Source organism: Chryseobacterium sp. JV558 (assembly GCF_033712365.1).
Taxonomy (GTDB): Bacteria; Bacteroidota; Bacteroidia; order Flavobacteriales; family Weeksellaceae; genus Chryseobacterium.
On sequence record NZ_WJHU01000004.1, the window covers coordinates 519,485 to 537,463 of the forward strand.

At 36.0% G+C, this 17,979-nt stretch carries 15 protein-coding genes; 7 read left to right on the top strand and 8 right to left on the bottom strand.

Annotation, left to right across the window (positions count from 1 at the left end; genetic code table 11):
• Positions 1 to 32: 32 nt before the first annotated feature.
• The 3 genes from prfB to GFU89_RS16755 form a co-directional block, all read right to left on the bottom strand.
• Positions 33 to 1,145 carry a peptide chain release factor 2 gene (gene prfB, locus GFU89_RS16745; protein WP_318848317.1) on the bottom strand — a complete coding sequence of 371 codons (1,113 nt, stop codon included), beginning with the start codon at positions 1,143 to 1,145 and terminating at the stop codon, positions 33 to 35.
• Positions 1,146 to 1,631: 486 nt separating this feature from the next.
• Positions 1,632 to 2,738 (bottom strand): FAD-binding oxidoreductase, encoded by a 1,107-nt coding sequence (locus GFU89_RS16750; RefSeq protein ID WP_318848219.1) that lies wholly within the window; start codon positions 2,736 to 2,738, stop codon positions 1,632 to 1,634.
• Between the two features lie 97 nt (positions 2,739 to 2,835).
• Entirely contained in the window at positions 2,836 to 4,191 is a 1,356-nt protein-coding gene (locus GFU89_RS16755; RefSeq protein ID WP_318848220.1) for an ATP-binding protein, read from the bottom strand.
• Between the two features lie 116 nt (positions 4,192 to 4,307).
• On the opposite strand from GFU89_RS16755, the gene GFU89_RS16760 reads away from it, so the two are divergent.
• The 4 genes from GFU89_RS16760 (at position 4,308) to GFU89_RS16775 (ending at position 7,421) form a co-directional block, all read left to right on the top strand.
• Positions 4,308 to 5,210, top strand: coding sequence for an ABC transporter ATP-binding protein (locus GFU89_RS16760; RefSeq protein WP_318848221.1), 903 nt, complete (start codon positions 4,308 to 4,310; stop codon positions 5,208 to 5,210).
• 2 nt (positions 5,211 to 5,212) lie between these two features.
• Positions 5,213 to 6,058, top strand: a complete 846-nt coding sequence (locus GFU89_RS16765) for an ABC transporter permease (RefSeq protein WP_318848222.1) — start codon at positions 5,213 to 5,215, stop codon at positions 6,056 to 6,058.
• A gap of 98 nt (positions 6,059 to 6,156) precedes the next feature.
• Positions 6,157 to 6,795, top strand: a complete 639-nt coding sequence (locus tag GFU89_RS16770) for a hypothetical protein (RefSeq protein ID WP_318848223.1) — start codon at positions 6,157 to 6,159, stop codon at positions 6,793 to 6,795.
• Positions 6,792 to 7,421: a hypothetical protein gene (locus GFU89_RS16775; protein WP_318848224.1), complete on the top strand. Its 630-nt coding sequence runs from the start codon at positions 6,792 to 6,794 to the stop codon at positions 7,419 to 7,421. Before GFU89_RS16770 ends, GFU89_RS16775 begins: the two co-directional genes overlap by 4 nt.
• A gap of 42 nt (positions 7,422 to 7,463) precedes the next feature.
• Here GFU89_RS16775 and msrB read toward each other — a convergent pair whose 3' ends face one another.
• The 5 genes from msrB to GFU89_RS16800 all read right to left on the bottom strand — a co-directional run bounded on the left by msrB (position 7,464) and on the right by GFU89_RS16800 (position 10,986).
• The gene (gene msrB / locus GFU89_RS16780; protein WP_318848225.1) at positions 7,464 to 8,561 is read right to left on the bottom strand and encodes a peptide-methionine (R)-S-oxide reductase MsrB; all 1,098 of its coding nucleotides are present in this window, start codon (positions 8,559 to 8,561) and stop codon (positions 7,464 to 7,466) included.
• Positions 8,562 to 8,578: 17 nt separating this feature from the next.
• Positions 8,579 to 9,022, bottom strand: a complete 444-nt coding sequence (locus GFU89_RS16785; RefSeq protein ID WP_318848226.1) for a DUF417 family protein — start codon at positions 9,020 to 9,022, stop codon at positions 8,579 to 8,581.
• Positions 9,023 to 9,101: 79 nt separating this feature from the next.
• Complete coding sequence (locus tag GFU89_RS16790; RefSeq protein ID WP_318848227.1) at positions 9,102 to 9,314, bottom strand: hypothetical protein; 213 nt, start codon at positions 9,312 to 9,314, stop codon at positions 9,102 to 9,104.
• A 60-nt stretch (positions 9,315 to 9,374) separates the two neighbouring features.
• The gene (locus tag GFU89_RS16795) at positions 9,375 to 9,926 is read right to left on the bottom strand and encodes a sigma-70 family RNA polymerase sigma factor (RefSeq protein WP_318848228.1); all 552 of its coding nucleotides are present in this window, start codon (positions 9,924 to 9,926) and stop codon (positions 9,375 to 9,377) included.
• Positions 9,927 to 10,071: 145 nt separating this feature from the next.
• Entirely contained in the window at positions 10,072 to 10,986 is a 915-nt protein-coding gene (locus GFU89_RS16800; RefSeq protein ID WP_318848229.1) for a DUF2268 domain-containing putative Zn-dependent protease, read from the bottom strand.
• A 244-nt stretch (positions 10,987 to 11,230) separates the two neighbouring features.
• On the opposite strand from GFU89_RS16800, the gene alaS reads away from it, so the two are divergent.
• The 3 genes from alaS to GFU89_RS16815 all read left to right on the top strand — a co-directional run bounded on the left by alaS (position 11,231) and on the right by GFU89_RS16815 (position 17,801).
• Positions 11,231 to 13,834, top strand: coding sequence for an alanine--tRNA ligase (gene alaS / locus GFU89_RS16805; protein ID WP_318848230.1), 2,604 nt, complete (start codon positions 11,231 to 11,233; stop codon positions 13,832 to 13,834).
• A 608-nt stretch (positions 13,835 to 14,442) separates the two neighbouring features.
• Positions 14,443 to 15,921: a hypothetical protein gene (locus tag GFU89_RS16810; protein ID WP_318848231.1), complete on the top strand. Its 1,479-nt coding sequence runs from the start codon at positions 14,443 to 14,445 to the stop codon at positions 15,919 to 15,921.
• 65 nt (positions 15,922 to 15,986) lie between these two features.
• Positions 15,987 to 17,801, top strand: coding sequence for a cytochrome-c peroxidase (locus tag GFU89_RS16815; RefSeq protein ID WP_318848232.1), 1,815 nt, complete (start codon positions 15,987 to 15,989; stop codon positions 17,799 to 17,801).
• The last annotated feature ends 178 nt before the right edge of the window (positions 17,802 to 17,979 follow it).

Here is a 17,979-nt window from a genome sequence, read left to right on the forward strand (position 1 = left end):
ATAAGATTTTAACTAAAATTCAAACATGATTTTTATAAGTCGAGATCATCATCAGAAACTGCCGTCCCATCGGCCATTAAGAATGCTTTTAAGAATGGGGTAAGATTCCCATTCATTACCGCGTCCACATCTGAAGTTTCATGACCTGAACGTACATCTTTTACCAATTTGTAAGGGTGCATCACGTAATTTCGGATCTGGCTACCCCACTCGATCTTCATTTTGTTGGCTTCTATCTCGTTTCTTGCCTTCAAACGCTCTTCCAGTTCCATTTCATATAATCTTGAACGAAGGAGCTGCATGGCTTTTTCTTTATTCTGAAGCTGGGAACGGGATTCTGAGTTTTCAATGATAATTCCGGTTGGTGCGTGACGAAGACGTACAGCTGTTTCTACCTTGTTTACGTTCTGTCCTCCTGCTCCGGAAGACCTCATCGTTTCAAAGGATATATCAGCAGGGTTAATATTAATTTCGATCGTATCATCTACTAAAGGATAAACGTATACGGAAACGAAACTTGTATGACGTTTCGCGTTACTGTCGAAAGGCGAAATTCTTACTAAACGGTGCACTCCATTTTCACCTCTTAAATATCCAAAAGCAAATTCTCCTTCTATTTCCAGGGTAACAGTCTTCACTCCTGCAACTTCTCCTTCCTGGAAGTTTAATTCACGGATTTTATATCCTTGTTTTTCTGCCCACATCGTGTACATTCTCATCAGCATAGCTGCCCAGTCGCAACTTTCTGTACCTCCTGCTCCTGCAGTGATCTGAAGAACAGCAGAAAGCTCATCTCCCTCATTGGAAAGCATGTTTTTGAACTCAAGATCCTCAATTTTTTCAACCAATTGAGGGAAAGTCTCATCCAGTTCTTTTTCAGAATCCGGATCTTCTTTAGCAAACTCAAGTAAAACCTGCAAATCTTCAAATTGTGTCTGAATTTCGTCATAGCCCTCCACCCATTTTTTCTTGGAACGAAGTTGTTTTAAGAATGCTTCAGCAGTTTTCGGGTTGTCCCAAAATTCAGGAGCTGCTGTTTTTTCGTCATCATTGGCTATTTCTATTTTCTTTTTTTCAATCTGAAGGTATCTGTGTAAGTCTTCAATTCTGGATTGAACTTCTTTTATATGGTCGTTGTTAATCACGAATGTTTCTTTTTGCAAAAATAGGGAATTCTTTTAGAGTGGAGAGGTTTGAGTTTTGAGTTTTCGGGTACGAGTTTCGGGATTTGAGTTGTGGGTTCTAACTAGTGGGAAGATAATTAACTAAAAAAGTAGTCTCTTTTCAACATAAAAACAGTGAAAATACATATAACATGTATTGCAATAATAACTGGAAGGGCTATTTTTGTTCCAAATCTATCCATTAAAAAACCATAAATAGGTAATTGTATTATTCCTATAAATAGAGGTATTTCTTCATTAAAAAAAGTTCCCAGTAAACTAGACGGAAAGATAACTAATAAAGGAAAATAAGTTCCATGACCTCCACCTCCCAAAAGGATTACAAGAAATCCAAGAGGAATTATTAATATAGAGAACCATGTTGTATATTTATAACTATTCATACTATTTTATTCCAGTGTATTAGTGAAATCCTGAATTAAAATCTCAATTTATTTTTATCATTTATCAAATCATTTCTGCTACCATTTCACCCATCTTCGGAGCCAGTGCCACTCCCATTCCTGAAAGTCTTACAGCACAAAACTGTCTTCCTGAAAGTTGTTTTACAATAGGTGATTTTTCATCACCCATGGCCATGATTCCTGACCAACGGAGTGCTATTTTAAAGTCTTTATGCGGAAGTATGACTTCTTTTAAAAAGTTTTCCAAATGATGTTGCAGAAATTCTGTCGTTTCAAAAGCCGTTGTTTCTTCTGTTTTAAAATCCTGATTTCTTCCGCCACCCAGTAACACTTGATTTCCGACATTTCTAAAATAATAATACCCCTCATCATAGTGAAAAGTTCCTTTCAGCTTCAATCCTTCTATGGGTTCTGTCAGAAGAATCTGTCCACGGGCAGGAATGATATTTTCATTTTCCAGAAATCTGGACGTAAATGCATTGGTACAATAGATTATTTTATCTGCTTTTACAGAAAGATCATCAGAAAGACAAACCTCAACATTATTGATAGTTTCTTCAATATTCTTGACCTCTGTTCCGAATAAAAATTCAACTTTCAATTCATAGCATTTCTCCAGCAGTTTTTGCAACAGTTTCCCTGAATGCAGGCTTCCTTCACATGGATTTTCAATCAGAAACCGAGATTTCTCCAATCCGAATTCCTTTATTTTATCCTGTTTCAAAGAGTAGGTTTCTTCAAATCCGGTAATAGGTCTTAACTTTTCATTGATCTCATTGATATGAAGCAAAGGTTCTTCATTATTTAAAATTTCGTAGCCTCCATTGAGTTCAAAGTCAATTTCATCACTTTTAAAATACTGTTTGATCTTCTGAAGACCATCAAACCTCATTCTAACAAGATCTAAAGTTTTCTCCCAGCCCATCTTCTGCGAATCGGCAATCACTTCTGTAAGGCTACCAAAACAGGCAAATCCTGCATTTCTCGTTGAAGCACCTAATGGAATAGCATTCCGCTCAATAATGAGAACAGATTTTTCAGGATATTTTTCTTTAATGGATATGGCAGTCCAGAGCCCGGAAAATCCGGCACCAATAATGATAACCTCTCTTTTTCTGTAGAAAGTGTCCAGTTCCCAGATGCTGTTCATGAGTATTTTTTTGTAAAAATGTATTAATGAAGGATACAGATCTGATAAAAGACAGATAGTAAAAGTTTAAACATTAAACCTTGAACTTTAAACCTTCTTATCCCTTATCTTTCTCCTCATCATTATGTGAAAATCCAATAGCTCTTCTTGGTTCTTCAACAATTCTGTAGGTTTCCAATTCACTTTTTAGGGCCTGAATTCTAAACTGAAAATCATCAAAATTGTTGATAATAGCATCAGCCAGGAATCGGGCTACCTGATCAAGATATTCTTCGGTAAGCTTAGAAGCAGCATCTCTTAAAGCTCTGTTTAAAAGGTTCTGATCAATTTTCAGTTTTTCATTTCTGGTTTTTTGGTACAGGTTTTTGATTCTTTTCTTTAAGCTTTGGGTAAAATCGATCAGCATTGTATTGCTGAAAGCCTTCATTTTTGCAGAGGATTCATGCCAGAAAGGGATTTTATCTGCTTTGTTGTTTTTAAGTATTTTATACAGTAAAGAATCTTCTTCAAGACCTCTTGTCATTGCATATAAAATGATCTCCGAACGTTCTGAAGCGTTGGGTGGAAAGATAGGAATCATTACATCAAATCTTCCCGGAGCAAGGATTTCTTCATCTATTTCTGAAACAGAATTGGCAGAACCCACCATCAAAACGCCTTCTTTTTCAAATTTTCCTATATAATGAAGAATAAGTTCCTGAGCTTCCAGGTTGCATGATGCAATATCGGTTTCAGCTTTTCGCTGCATCATAATTTCATCAAAATCATCCAGGAAAAGGAGCATTTTATTTTCTTTCATCATGCTCAGCAGAAAATCACTGAAATTGATTTCATTGCCGTCAATCAATGAAGTTCCCAAATAGTGTTTTTTGACTTCTTTGAACTGGTAGCCAATGATTTCAGCAATCTTATTGGCCCAAAATATCTTACCACTTCCCGGAGGACCATAGAGTACTATTCCTGCAGGTTTGTTGATTCCCCAGTCTTTGATCTGCTGCGGATTCAGGAATGGCTCCAGCACGGTAGATGTATAAAAGAACACATCTCTGTATCCTATAAAGTCCCTTTGCTGCAGACTGGTTTTGTGTCCGAAATAATCATAGACAAACTGGTAGTTTCCACCCAATTTGTTATCAATTCCATAGCTTGATATCGAGGATTTGAAAAAACCGTTATCAAAAATATTAAGGTTGTTATCTTTAATCACTTTTTCAACCTTTTCTTTAGGCTGATTGATGACCTCGGCAATCTGTTCAAGGGTTTTATTTTTATCCAGGTCTTTTTCATATAACCTTAGAAAATCTATATTTTCCCGGGCAAATTTTTCAAAATCTTCTTTTACTTCAAAATTGGTACTGATGCATTCTACCAATTCCAGATCGAAATCCTGTATAAACTGTTTTATGGCTTCTGCAGAAACATTGAGTTCTTCTGCCAGTTGAATTAGCTTCATAAGTCTTGATTAATTCTATCAAATTTAATGTATTTACCAATAAACTGACATTGATTTATGATAATTCTGTAACATTATCTAATTTAGATAGACTACTACTATGTAAAACAAATTACATGGAAAAGATTTTATCAGTAAAAAATTTGACGAAAAAATTCAAAAGAGTTGTGGTCAACAATATCTCTTTTGACGTTGAAAAAGGAAATGTCTATGGCCTCCTGGGTCCCAATGGAAGCGGAAAATCCACTACTTTCGGAATGCTGCTTTCAACCATCAACCCTACCAGCGGAGATTGGTTTTGGTTCGGTAAAAAAGGAACTGATCCTGAAACTTTAAAAAGAATTGGAGCCATTATAGAACAGCCCAACTTCTATCCTTATTTAAGTGCAGAAACGAACCTTAAAATTGTGGCGGAAATTAAAAATACTCCCTATTCAAGGATTGATGAAGTTTTGAAAACCGTTAATCTGTATGAGAGAAGAAAAGATACTTTTAAAACCTTTTCTTTGGGAATGAAACAACGTCTGGCCATTGCTTCTGCTATGCTGAACAACCCGGAAGTGATGATCTTAGATGAACCAACCAACGGGCTGGATCCTGAAGGAATTATTCAGATCAGAGAAATCATCAGTGAAATTGCAAAACAGGGAATCACGATCATTATTGCCAGCCACCTTTTGGATGAAATAGAAAAAATATGCAGCCATGTGATTGTTTTAAAAGAAGGAAACTCCATCTACTGCGGAAGAGTAGACGAAATGACTTCCAACAATGGCTATTTTGAATTGAAAGCGGATAACAATACACTACTTTTCAATACGCTGAATGAACTACCATGGTTTAGTTTCGTCAATCAGGACAGGGATTATATTAAAGCCCAGATCCGTGATGATGCATCCATTTCAGCTTCGGCACTGAATCAGAAATTGGCGGAGAAAGGGATTTTCTTGTCTCATTTGGCCAAGAAAAAACTATCTCTTGAATCTCAATTCCTTGAACTTGTAAAAAACACCAATTAGTCATGATAAAATTATTAAAACTGGAATACTACAAAAACCTGAACTATAAACCGTTCAAAGTTTTTACGATATTATATTTTGCTATTCTTATTGCTTTACTTTTCATTGGATTGGTTGATTTTGATCTTTTTGGAGGAACCATTAACTTAAAGGAGCAAGGGATTTATAATTTCCCCGAAATCTGGAATTCCACCACATGGATTGTTGCTTTATTGAAGATTTTCCTGGGACTGATCATTGTTTTCTCTATTTCGCAGGAATTCAGCAACCGAATGTTCAAGCAGAATACGATTGATGGCTTAAGCAGAAAAGAATTTATTACTTCAAAACTGCTGACGATAAGTATTTTCACCATTGTTTCTACAGTAATTGTATTTGGTCTTACTATATTTCTGGGCTATCAATATTCAAATACAAAAGAATCTACAAAAGTTTTTGCAGAGATTTTCTTCATTGGAAATTACTTTGTAAAGCTATTTACTTTCTTTTCTTTCTTAATGTTCCTTTCTATTTTGCTGAGAAAATCAGTGTTTGTATTTCTTGCCCTTTTTGTTTTCTGGATTGGTGAAGGAATTTTAACAGCCCTTGAAGTGTATTCAAAAGTAAAAGGAATGCAGGGACCGCAAAGAAATGATATTCTTCAGAATGACTTTTTCATCACGCATCTTTTACCATTGGAAAGTATGTCAAGCCTTATTCCTAATCCAATGATGAGATTAAATATGGCTAAAATGATGGGCGTAAAATATGAGTTCCACTACCCTACGGAAAGTCTTATCGCATGTTTGGTGTGGTCTGCCGTTTTCATATTCGGATCGTACTGGATTTTGAGAAAAAGAGATTGGTAGGTTTCAATGATTAGAATTTAAAGATTATTTTTAAGTGGTTCGTTTTCGGATCACTTTTTTTGGCTTAAAATTTTCATTAGGTTCCGCTAAAACTATCCATGAAAAAAATATACTACATTCCGGGACTGATTAGTGCCGTTCTGATTCCAGTTTTATTCTGGTATTATGGAAATCAGAGAGTACATCCTCAATATACGGTAATGGATCTTGGGCTTCCTGCGAAAGTTAGATCCAATAGTACTTTTGACAATACCTTTGAGCCTTATAGAAATTGGGATTATAAAAAGATTGTTGTACAGCCTAATACAGCTCTTCAAAATCAGAAATTCTATATTTCTCAACTTAAAGAACTTCAAGCCAGAAATAAAAAAGAATCTGGAATTGAATTTGTAATCGGCGATGGAAACAGTTATCAGGATTTTATTGCTCTAATTGATGCTATGACCATTTCCAAACAGGATACGTATGGCGTTGATATGGAAAAAACAGGTCATTTTTTTGCCGTTCATTTTTATAAAAATCCTAACAAAATTGAAAGAAGTTATCATGGAGATGGATGTACAGTGTACTTTGATGATGTGAAAAAAAAGCATATCAATTTTATGGATATTGATGACCTGGCACAAAAGCTCCCGGAACAATCATTTTACATGATCTTCGGATTCTTATTTTTCTTAAATATCTCCATGCTCAGCATTAAAGAAAACCTTCAGGTTAATAAAAAAAGATGGTTATGAAAAAGATTTACTATGTTCCCGGACTGATTAGTGCATTGGTAATTCCGATTCTATTCTGGTATTATGGAAATCAGAAGTTTGAAAACATTAATCTCAATGTCATTGATATATGGATACCTGCTAAAAATGAACCAGAAAAAGAAGCATCTCCTTTAAGCTTTGAACCTTACAGAAACTGGAATTATAAAAAAATAAAAATAGAACCTGGTACAGCCAAACAAAACTCAAAATTGTATGTTTCCGAACTAAGAAACCTCCCAAAAAGAAATGAGAAAGAGTCTGGTATTGAGTTTATTTTAGATCAAAATAATACCTATGGTGATTTTGTTTCAGTTTTGAATGATCTGGCAATTGCCAAACAGGAACAATATACCATTGATATGGAGAAAACAGGACATATTTTTGCTGTTTACAGCTATATTGATCCTAAGCTGCAATATCCTGAATATGAATGTTTGTTGTGTAATGATGTTATCAGACCAGAATATAAACCTGATTTTTTTGAAAAAATACAATTGCTTCTCACAGAACTTCCAAAAGATACCTATTATTTTATATTCGGTTTTCTCATATTCCTGAATATTTCCATGTTAAGCATCAAAGAAAGATTTCAATTACCCCATTAATACAAAATAAAAAGGCTGCCATCAGGCAGCCTTCCTTTCACATTACTTTTTATCTAACAACGGAAGATATTTTCCGTATCCTTTTGTTTCCATTTCAGCTTTTGGAATAAACTTCAGAGAAGCACTGTTGATACAATAGCGAAGTCCTCCTTTATCTGTAGGACCGTCTGTGAAAACGTGTCCCAAGTGGGCATCACCGGTTTTACTTCTTACCTCTACTCTGTCCATTCCGTGGGTACGATCTAGTTTTTCGTCAATCAAAGCCTTTGTAATCGGTTTTGAGAAGCTTGGCCATCCACAGCCGGATTCAAATTTATCTGTAGAAATAAACAAAGGTTCTCCTGTGGTAATATCTACATAAATTCCTTCGCGGGTTTCATTCCAGTATTCATTCTGGAAAGGTCTTTCCGTACCGTTTTCCTGAGTTACGTTATATTGTTCTGCAGATAATTTTTCTTTTAAAACTTTTTTATCCTGTTTTTCATAAGCTGGCTTTGGAAGCGGATTTGCTTTTTTCGCCATTTCAAAAAGTCCCGGTTCAATGTGGCAGTAGCCTCCCGGATTTTTATCCAGATAATCCTGATGATAATCTTCTGCTCTGTAGAAGTTTTTTAATGGAATCGTTTCCACCAATAAAGGTTTATTATAGTTTTTTGCCAGTTTCTGAACTTCATCTTTTACAACCGCTTCATCTGTTTTGTTGGTGAAATAAATTCCTGTTCTGTACTGGTTTCCTCTGTCATTTCCCTGCTGATCTTTACTGGTAGGATCAATGGTTTTAAAATAAAGGTCAATTAAGAGTTTCAGATCTACCTGCTCAGGATCATACTTCACTTTCACTGTTTCAGCAAAACCTGTTGTATGACTTACCACTTCTTCATAGGTAGGATTTTGAGTATTTCCGTTGGCATAGCCCACATCTGTTCCTACAACCCCACGAATCTGTTGAAAAAAATGTTCTGTTCCCCAGAAACATCCTCCTGCAAAATAGATCTCTTTAACGTTTTTATTATCCATAATTTTCTCATTTTCTTTTTTTACTTCCACTTCATTGGGCTTCGTTTTTTTAAAAAGCCCGGATCCTGCAGCAAATACTGCTATACCCAGAACAATTCCGAGTACAATTAATATATTTTTCATATTTACTTTTTTATTCATTACTTATTATTTTGAACGATCATTAATCCAAATCCTAAGAGCATCAGGTCTTTTATAATAAAGAAATCTGTCACAGGAACTCCATCCACCACTTTCCACATTCCCGGCGTTGTAAACAAATAGCTTAATGTTACCAGAAAAGTGACAATCATTCCTATTCCTGCATACTTCTTCAGTACAGCAAATTTCGCACTAAATATGAGGAGTAAGGCAATGATAATTTCTATCGTTCCGATAAGATTTGACACTGCCTGGACGCTTATGATTTTATATACGAAAAAAGTTAAGAAATGGTTTTCCACCAAAGGTTTTATTGCCACAGCTTCTGTAGGGGTAAATTTGAAAATACCGATCCACAGTAAAATAAGTGCTGCTCCGAAAAGCGAGACGTAATACCCTGTTCGGGTGAATTGATTTTTAGATTCCTTTACTGTTCCGACCATGTTTTAAGATTTTAATTGAATACTTTATTGTTTTCAATAGTATAGTCGGAGCCTTTTTACAATCCTGACAGAATTTTTCTTAGAAATTCAATTTATCGATCATTCTATTTTTAAAATCCTGAATTTCAGACTCATTTATTTCAGTTTTTTGTTCAGAAAATGTCTTTTTAAAAACTTGATCCAGAAGTACCAGCTTTTCATTGTAGATTCTGCACCATTTGCAGATCATCAGGTGCATGCTCAGCATCCTGTTTTCTTTGGCAGAAATAGATTGGGCACTTCGTTTTTCCATGAGCAGGGTTGCTTTGCTGCATGGTAAAAATAGTATATGTAATATCTTTCTTATCATTACTTATGATCTTGAAAACCAGTTAAACTCCAGACACTCTCTTAGCTGCATCCGGCTTCTTTGAAGGATCTTCCAAAGGTTAGTCGTAGAAACATTCAATTCCTGACTCACTTCCGGTGCTTTTTTTTCTTCTATATAATACATTTTAAGCAGGATCTTCCACCTGGAGGGCAATTCCTCAATGCATTCCTCCAATGTTTTATTAAAATCATGATTGTCTAAAAGTTCATCTCCCTCTCCCGATACATTCCAGTCATTCAAAACATCATTATTTTTCCATGATCCTGTTTCATCGAAAAAATGATCCAGTCTGATATTGGGCTCTGATTTATATTTTTTCCTGTAAAAATCAGCAATTTTCCTATTCAGAATAGCCATCAGCCAGGTGAGAGGCTGACTTTTCGCTTCAAAAGAATCATATCCAGAGTAAGCGGCAAGAAAAACTTCCTGAACTACGTCCTGAGCATCTTCTTTATTCGAAAGCAGATACAGCGCTTTTTTCAGGAGAGGTCCTGAATATTGTTCTATCCAGCTTTTCAGAATTTCATTTTTCATTATGGGAAAGGATGTTTTTTATCTTTATCAGATCATCACGAAGGTAGGAAGTTAAACGGATAACTCCAAAATTATAGAGTTTATCATTTGTTTCAAATACTCCAAACCTTATAAGTTTATTCAACTTCAATATTTTTAAAGGTTATTACTTCATATAACCTGATTTTATAAAAAATGCGTGATGTTCGCTTTTCGAATAATTGATGCTGATTATTTCTCTCAATGCTGCTTTTTTATCTGCGGCCTTTTCATAATAACTCTTACAGATTGTATATCCTACAAAATAGGCAAGATCTGCGGGTTTATCTTTGGAGGGACTTCCGTTGTACATCCATTGATCTGTATCGTATTGATACATCTCCTTTTTAAAATCTGACCAAAGCTGTTCTTCATGCTGTTTGCCATAATCCATATAAGCAATATGGGGAAGTTTACCCAAAAGCTTTTCAGCAACAAAGTCACAGGAGCCTTCCATCAAAGCCCAGCCTAATAAATCAAGATCACGATATTCTTCTTCATTATTCACTCCGTTGATATAGTCCTGCTGTACATGCACCAGCTCATGGGCAATATTATATTCTGTAGAAAGTTTGATCTCCGAATCAGAAAGTGAGGTAAGTGCGGCAACTTCTGTTCCTATTAAAATAAATTCACGGGTTGTCGTTCCTCCTCTGTTAAAAGTACCTATCACAAAGCTGATCTGAGGACTGTAAAATAGTGGGTATATTTTTTTAAAAGACATATACAATTTTTCTATATCGTAATTCTGCTGTGCTATCTTCAACGTCTGCGCACGTACTTTATTCCAGCGCTTTGGTATTGTATTAATACTTCTTACGTAATCTGAAGCATTCATTGTATCCATTTTTATCAGTGCCTTAAGTGCCGGGCTTGCTTTCTCCAGATACTCTGAATTGATAATTTCCATCTGTTTCAAAGAGTCCTTAGATTTCTGTACCAGATCATAGGCTTTCCAGAAGTTGGTAACATCCGTATTTGACACGCGTTTTTGAGAATAAACGAATATTGTTAAGAATAAAAATACGACACTATATTTCATAGGAAATTCTTTACGCCAAAATAAAACATTTAAATTGATTCCTAAGAAGATATAAAATAAGAATCTTTTCTCATAGCTCTGCAAACCTTACAGGTTTATGCGGGGTCTGTAATGAAAGAAACAAATATCCGGCAAACTCACTCAGCACCATTCAAAACATAGCATAAAATTATTACAAATCGCTTAAAAATAGTAAATTTGCATCTTATCAAAATTTGATATTAAAAAAAGCAAAAGCAATACTATGACATCACAAGAGATACGTCAAAAATTTTTAGATTATTTTAAAAGTAAAGGGCATCTTATTGTTCCTTCAGCTCCTATTGTGCTGAAAGACGATCCTACCCTTATGTTTTCCAACTCCGGAATGACGCAGTTCAAGGATTTTTTCCTTGGCTACAAAACGCCTACCGCCCCTAGAATTGCCGATACACAAAAGTGTCTGAGAGTTTCAGGGAAGCACAATGACCTGGATGATGTAGGTAGAGATACTTACCACCATACCATGTTTGAAATGTTAGGAAACTGGTCTTTCGGGGATTACTTCAAAAAAGAGGCTATTGCTTTTGCCTGGGAATTACTGACTGAAGTATACGGAATTCCAAAAGAAAATTTATACGTAACGATTTTTGAAGGTGATGCTTCTGAAAATCTGGACAGAGATCAGGATGCTTATGATTTCTGGAAATCTCACATTTCAGAAGACAGAATTATCAACGGAAATAAAAAAGATAACTTCTGGGAAATGGGGGAAAGCGGACCATGCGGACCGTGTTCAGAAATCCATGTTGACTTGAGAACACCAGAAGAAAAGGCTAAAGTTTCAGGACTTGAATTAGTGAATAACGACCATCCACAGGTTGTAGAAGTATGGAACCTGGTTTTCATGGAATTCAACAGAAAAGCAGATAAATCGTTAGAGAAACTTCCTGCTCAGCACGTAGATACGGGAATGGGCTTTGAACGTCTTTGTATGGCGCTTCAAGGGAAATCTTCCAACTATGATACAGATGTTTTCACTCCGCTTATTGCTAAGGTTGAAGAACTTTCAGGCAAGAAATACACAGGAATTTTAGAAGACGAAAAAGATATTGCCATCCGTGTTGTGGTAGACCATATCAGAGCGGTTTCTTTTGCTATTGCAGACGGGCAATTACCATCAAACGGAGGTGCAGGGTATGTAATCAGAAGAATTTTAAGAAGAGGAATTTCTTATTCTTACAGATTCCTGGATATGAAAGAACCTTTCCTTTACAAATTGGTGGCTGTTCTTCAGGAGCAAATGGGTCCTTTCTTCCCTGAACTTGAAAAACAAGGAAAACTGGTTGGTGAAGTGATCAAAAGTGAAGAAGATTCATTCTTAAAAACAATTGAAAACGGTCTGATCAGAGTAGAAAAACTGATCCAGCAGACGATTGCAGATAATCAGAAAGTATTACCAAGTGAAGAGGTTTTCGAGCTTTATGACACTTACGGTTTCCCTGACGATTTAACAAGAATTATTGCTGAAGAAAAAGGATTAACTATTGATGAAGAAGGTTTCAAAGCTGAAATGGGAAAACAGAAGCTTCGTTCCAAAGCAGATTCTGCTCAGAAAGTATATGACTGGGTAAATCTTGAATCGAAGCCTGAAATATTTGTAGGATATGACCAGACTGAATCTGAAACGTATATTACAAGATACAGAAAGGTAGAAAATAAAGACGGAGAATTTTATCAGGTGGTACTAAGCAACTCTCCTTTCTACCCTGAAGGTGGTGGACAGGTTGGAGATAAAGGTGTTCTGGAAAATGCTGTTGAGAGCTTCGAAGTATTGGAAACTAAAAAAGAGAACGGACTGATTATTTCGTTGATCAATGGTCTTCCGAAAGATGCAGGCGCTGTTTTCTATGCTAAAGTAAATGCTTCCGAAAGAAAAAATTCTCAGGGAAACCACTCTGTGACTCACCTTCTGCATGAAGCTTTAAGAGATGTTTTAGGAACTCACGTAGAGCAGAAAGGCTCGTATGTAGGGCCTGACTATCTTCGTTTCGACTTCTCTCATTTCAACAAAATGACCGAGGAAGAACTGGCATTAATTGAAGAAAAAGTAAACAAAAAGATCAAAGATAGCATTGCTTTACAGGAATTCAGAAATATTCCTATCCAGGAAGCTTTGGAGAAAGGAGCAATGGCTTTATTTGGTGAAAAATATGGTGACAGTGTGAGAATGATCCAGTTTGGAAGTTCAAAAGAACTTTGCGGAGGAACTCACGTAAAAAACACCAGCGAAATCGGTCATTTCAAAATCACTTCTGAAGGTTCTGCTGCTGCGGGAATCAGAAGAATTGAAGCTATTTCAGGAGATAAATCTGAAGAGTATTTCAACAATCTTGAAAAACAGATCATTGAACTTTCTCAGCTATTAAAGTCTAAAGATGTGGTAAGATCTATTGAAAAACTGATCGAAGAAAATACATCATTGAAGGCTGAAGTAGATGCCCTTAAAAAGGAAAAAGCAAAAGGAGAAATCGGTGAATGGAAGAATGCTTATGAGCAGAAAGGGAACAAACAGCTTCTTGTAAAGAAAACTTCTCTGGATGCAGGTTCTGTAAAAGACATCGTATTCCAGTTGAAGAGAGAAATCCCTAGTTCTGTAACGATCATTCTTTCTGATGCAGACGGAAAACCAATGATTACCATTGGAGTTTCTGATGATCTGGCTGCAGAATACCAAGCTGGTGCTATCGTAAAAGATCTTGCTAAAGAGATCCAAGGCGGTGGTGGTGGAAATCCAGGCTTTGCTACCGCTGGTGGTAAAAACCTTGATGGTTTAGAAAATGCTTACCAGAAAGCTTTGACTCTCTAAAATAGAAATATCTATTATAAATTTTAGCCCCGGCTGTCTCAGAATTGAGACAGCCGGGGTTGTTTTTTACAGTATATCATCTTATTTTAACGCAAAGTTTTTTCTATAATACTTTATAATTTCAGGAGGCAAAGAATGGAATCAACTTCATTGATTCTGACCAAGCGCATGCAATAATCATACTTCGCCTCAAATATCTGTGTAATTCGTGAAATCTGTGGGAGACTAAAGTAATTTAGGAAAGATGATACAGGCCCGTTATACCTTTTTAATGCTAAAGATCGCAAAGAAATATCCATTTTATCTTATATATTTTCGTTCGCAAAGTCGTTACACTCAGCCATAAAATGATTGCGTTTTTTGCTAAATAGAATGCCTTTGCGAATGAAAAAAGTAGATATCTAAAAGACTTAGCGTCTCTGCATTACAATATAGCATTTCTTATTACTCAGATATTCATCAAAGTTTTTTTATTTATATCCGTTCTAATTATTGACCTTATCTTAACAAACCATCATCTAATCTTAAACTATTTGTTTTGTCTTATTAAAACTTAGTTAACACTATACCTTTAGTTTTGCCATAATCGAAATTCAAAAAATGAAATCATGAAAATTAACAAAACTATCGGAGCCCTACTCTTTGCTTCCCTTGTATTTCAAGGCTGCAACGATGACAATAACGGGAACTCTGACACACCTGTCAATGACAAAATCAAACTTGAAAATTTTTCTAAAGAACCTGCTTTCGTTTTTGGGATGCCTGGTTTTGAAAATTTAAATATTACCACCCTTATTTCCAGCTCTGATGTTCTTTCAGGTTCTCCTGATTTCGTTTTCGGAGGTCAGCCGGATGGAATGGGAATCATGAAAGATCCAAACTCTGACGGTTACCTGATGATCACCAATCATGAGATCAAACAGTCTGTATCAAGAGTTTATTTAGATAAAACATTTAAGCCTGTAAAAGGAGAATATATTTTAAATGGAACCGGAGGAATGACAAGATTATGCTCCGCGACATTGGCAACTCCTGAAATTCATGGTTTCAGTGCTTTTCTTACTGCCGGAGAATCTGGTGAAGAAAGTATGGTTCATGCATTGAATCCACTGGCAGCAGTATCTCAGGCATCGGATAAGACAAGAGTAAAACCTGCTTTGGGAAAGGCTTCAATGGAAAATGCAGTTCCGCTTCCTAAAGATGTTTCCAATGGAAAATCTTATATCATCATTGGTGAAGACCAGTCTTATTCTTCTTCTCACCAGTCAGCAGGACAGTTGATCATGTACGTTGCCGATACACAGGGAGATCTTGATAACGGTAAATTGTATTCTTTAAAAAGAACCAACAGCAATTATACTGAAACGGATATGACGAAAGGAAGCAGCTACGATGTAGAATTCGTTGAAATTCCTAACGCTAAAAATCTTACTGGCGCTCAGATTAATCAGAAAAACATTGATAACAACGCGATCCGTTTTTCAAGAGTGGAAGATGTAGATTACAGAAAGGGAGCTGGAAAAGGAAGAGAAATTTACTTTACCGCTACCGGAGAATCTTCTGACGGTGTAAACCCGAAAGCAGGATTAACCATGTGGGGAAGAGTTTATAAGCTTGTTCTGAATTCCAATAATATGCTGACAGGAAAGCTGGAAGTAGTTGCAGAAGGAGATTCTAACCCAGGAAATAATCTTATCAATCCTGACAACTTATGTGTGACTGAAAACTTTGTTTACATTCAGGAAGACGGAGATTCTTATTACAAAAATGCGAACCACGATTCTTATATCTGGCAATTGAATATCGCTACAAAGCAATACAAACCATGGTTGAATATGAAGCACAACAGAAGTGATTCTGCTTGGCAGACTGCTTATAACCAATCCGGAGACCTTCAGAAATTCGGGTCATGGGAATTCGGAGCAATGGTGGATATTTCTGACATCATCGGAATCCCGAATACTTTCTCTGTGAATATTCACTCTCATACCTGGCAGCTGGATAAATTCAAAAATCCTGACGGTTCCGGAATCAACACCAATAAAGAAGGTGGACAGATTGTAATTATCAGAAACGTAGAAAAATAGTTTTAATTCCTTCATATCAAATTAAAGTATCAATAGAAAATCTCTGTTGATACTTTTTCATACTTATGAATAAACTTTCAAAATACCCAATTCTTCTTTTCTTATACTGTGCAGCAGCACTTTTTACACTTTATTATTGTAAAAATGATAAACAGCAGCCCGTGTATGAAGATCTTGGTTCTGTAAAAAGCAGGATTATCAAAACCAATACTGATTTTGAAAAACAGATCAATGAACTGACAGCCCTTATTTCTAAAGATTCTGATGAAAAACTTCTTCAGGAAAAATTTCAGGATATCCGAAAAACCTATAAAAAAATGGAATGGGCTGTAGAATATTTTCTTCCCCACTCTGCAAGGTTTATCAATGGTCCAGCTCTTCCTGAAATAGAAATGGATGAGCATACAGAAATAGAACCCGAAGGACTGCAGGTCTTGGAAGAAATGTTGTATCCCTATGATAAAGGAAATAAAGATGAGGTTACCAGAATGCTCAATAAGCTCATCAATAAAAGCAATACCATAGCAACCAACTTTCAGATAATTACCATCAGTAAAGACCAGGTTTTTGACGCCTTAAGACAGGAAACTTTCAGAATTTCAAGTTTGGGAATTGCAGGTTTTGACACTTCGGTTTCCGGAATATTTTTACAGGAAATGCCTTCTTCGCTGGAAGGGATCAAAGAGACTTTGGAACAAATTTCCACTGAACGCTCGAAAAGCAAAGCCTTAAAAAGTATCATTGCAGAAATCAATTCAGCCATTGAAGTTCTGAAAAAAAATACAGACAAAAATACGTTTGATTACGCCAGTTTTATCCCTGAACATTTGAATAAGATCACCGCTCTGATGCTGGATTTTAAAAATCAGGAGAAAATCCCGGATGTTGAGGTGACGACAGCTTTAAACAAAAATGCAGCTACTTTTTTTGCTAAAAATGCTTTTAATCCTAATGCTTTTACTCCAGGAAAAGAATATGCATTCTCTGAAGAAAAGGCAGCTCTCGGGCATCAGCTTTTTAATGATAAAATCCTTTCCAACAACAATAACCGAAGCTGTGCAACGTGTCATATTCCTGAGAAAGCATTTACTGACGGGCTTGCAAGATCTATGTCCCTGGAAAATTCGGAGCTTGCAAGAAATGCTCCTTCTCTCAACTATGCAGGCTATCAGCATGGTCAGTTCTGGGATATGAGAAAGGATGATCTGGAAGGACAGAGTTCGGATGTAATCTCCAATAAAGAAGAAATGCATGGTGATCTGAATGTAATTCTGGCCAAAATAAATCAGGATAAAAATTATCAGGCGGCATTTAAAAAGATTTACCATTCTCAAAAAACAGAGGTTTGGCAGCTTCAAAATGTACTGGCGAGTTATATTCGTTCTTTATCAACATTCAATTCTGCTTTTGATAATTATATGAGAGGAAATAAGTCAGCAATGACGGAAAGCCAAAAGCAAGGATTCAATCTTTTTGTTGGAAAAGCCCAATGTGCGATATGTCATTTTGTTCCGTTATTTAATGGTACCGTTCCTCCCAATTTCAAGAAAACCGAACAGGAGGTTTTAGGAACGGCAATCAATGGAGAAAATAAAACTTTTGACCATGACCTGGGGAGAGGAAAGTTTCATGAAACAGTACCTTCATTACAGCATTCCTTCAAAACTCCAACCCTTAGAAATATCAATAAAACAGCTCCTTATATGCACAACGGAGGATACAAAACATTGAAAGAAGTGATGAATTTCTATAATAAAGGCGGTGGAAAAGGTTTTGGCTTTAAAGTAGAAAACCAGACGCTGTCTGATGCGCCGTTACAGCTTACAGATAAAGAAATAGATGATATTATTGAATTTATGAAAGCTTTGGATGATCAATAAGCCATCTGAAAGTACAAAATAACAACTGATCAAAAAACTCTTGAACCAACCAGATTCAGGAGTTTTTTTATTCAAAATTTCCAGGAAATGCAGAAAGACTATCTGAGTGTTCCCATCATTCAGTTTTATAAGGCACAAAGTCCATAAAAACATTAGATTAAATCAATGTTATACTATG

Bases quoted from the DNA above. Each gene is read 5' to 3' on its own strand.
- GFU89_RS16750 (WP_318848219.1), bottom strand. From the start codon at position 2,738: ATGAACAGCATCTGGGAACTGGACACTTTCTACAGAAAAAGAGAGGTT.
- GFU89_RS16755 (WP_318848220.1), bottom strand. From the start codon at position 4,191: ATGAAGCTAATTCAACTGGCAGAAGAACTCAATGTTTCTGCAGAAGCC.
- GFU89_RS16760 (WP_318848221.1), top strand. From the start codon at position 4,308: ATGGAAAAGATTTTATCAGTAAAAAATTTGACGAAAAAATTCAAAAGA.
- GFU89_RS16765 (WP_318848222.1), top strand. From the start codon at position 5,213: ATGATAAAATTATTAAAACTGGAATACTACAAAAACCTGAACTATAAA.
- GFU89_RS16770 (WP_318848223.1), top strand. From the start codon at position 6,157: ATGAAAAAAATATACTACATTCCGGGACTGATTAGTGCCGTTCTGATT.
- GFU89_RS16775 (WP_318848224.1), top strand. From the start codon at position 6,792: ATGAAAAAGATTTACTATGTTCCCGGACTGATTAGTGCATTGGTAATT.
- msrB (WP_318848225.1), bottom strand. From the start codon at position 8,561: ATGAAAAATATATTAATTGTACTCGGAATTGTTCTGGGTATAGCAGTA.
- GFU89_RS16785 (WP_318848226.1), bottom strand. From the start codon at position 9,022: ATGGTCGGAACAGTAAAGGAATCTAAAAATCAATTCACCCGAACAGGG.
- GFU89_RS16790 (WP_318848227.1), bottom strand. From the start codon at position 9,314: ATGGAAAAACGAAGTGCCCAATCTATTTCTGCCAAAGAAAACAGGATG.
- GFU89_RS16795 (WP_318848228.1), bottom strand. From the start codon at position 9,926: ATGAAAAATGAAATTCTGAAAAGCTGGATAGAACAATATTCAGGACCT.
- GFU89_RS16800 (WP_318848229.1), bottom strand. From the start codon at position 10,986: ATGAAATATAGTGTCGTATTTTTATTCTTAACAATATTCGTTTATTCT.
- alaS (WP_318848230.1), top strand. From the start codon at position 11,231: ATGACATCACAAGAGATACGTCAAAAATTTTTAGATTATTTTAAAAGT.
- GFU89_RS16810 (WP_318848231.1), top strand. From the start codon at position 14,443: ATGAAAATTAACAAAACTATCGGAGCCCTACTCTTTGCTTCCCTTGTA.
- GFU89_RS16815 (WP_318848232.1), top strand. From the start codon at position 15,987: ATGAATAAACTTTCAAAATACCCAATTCTTCTTTTCTTATACTGTGCA.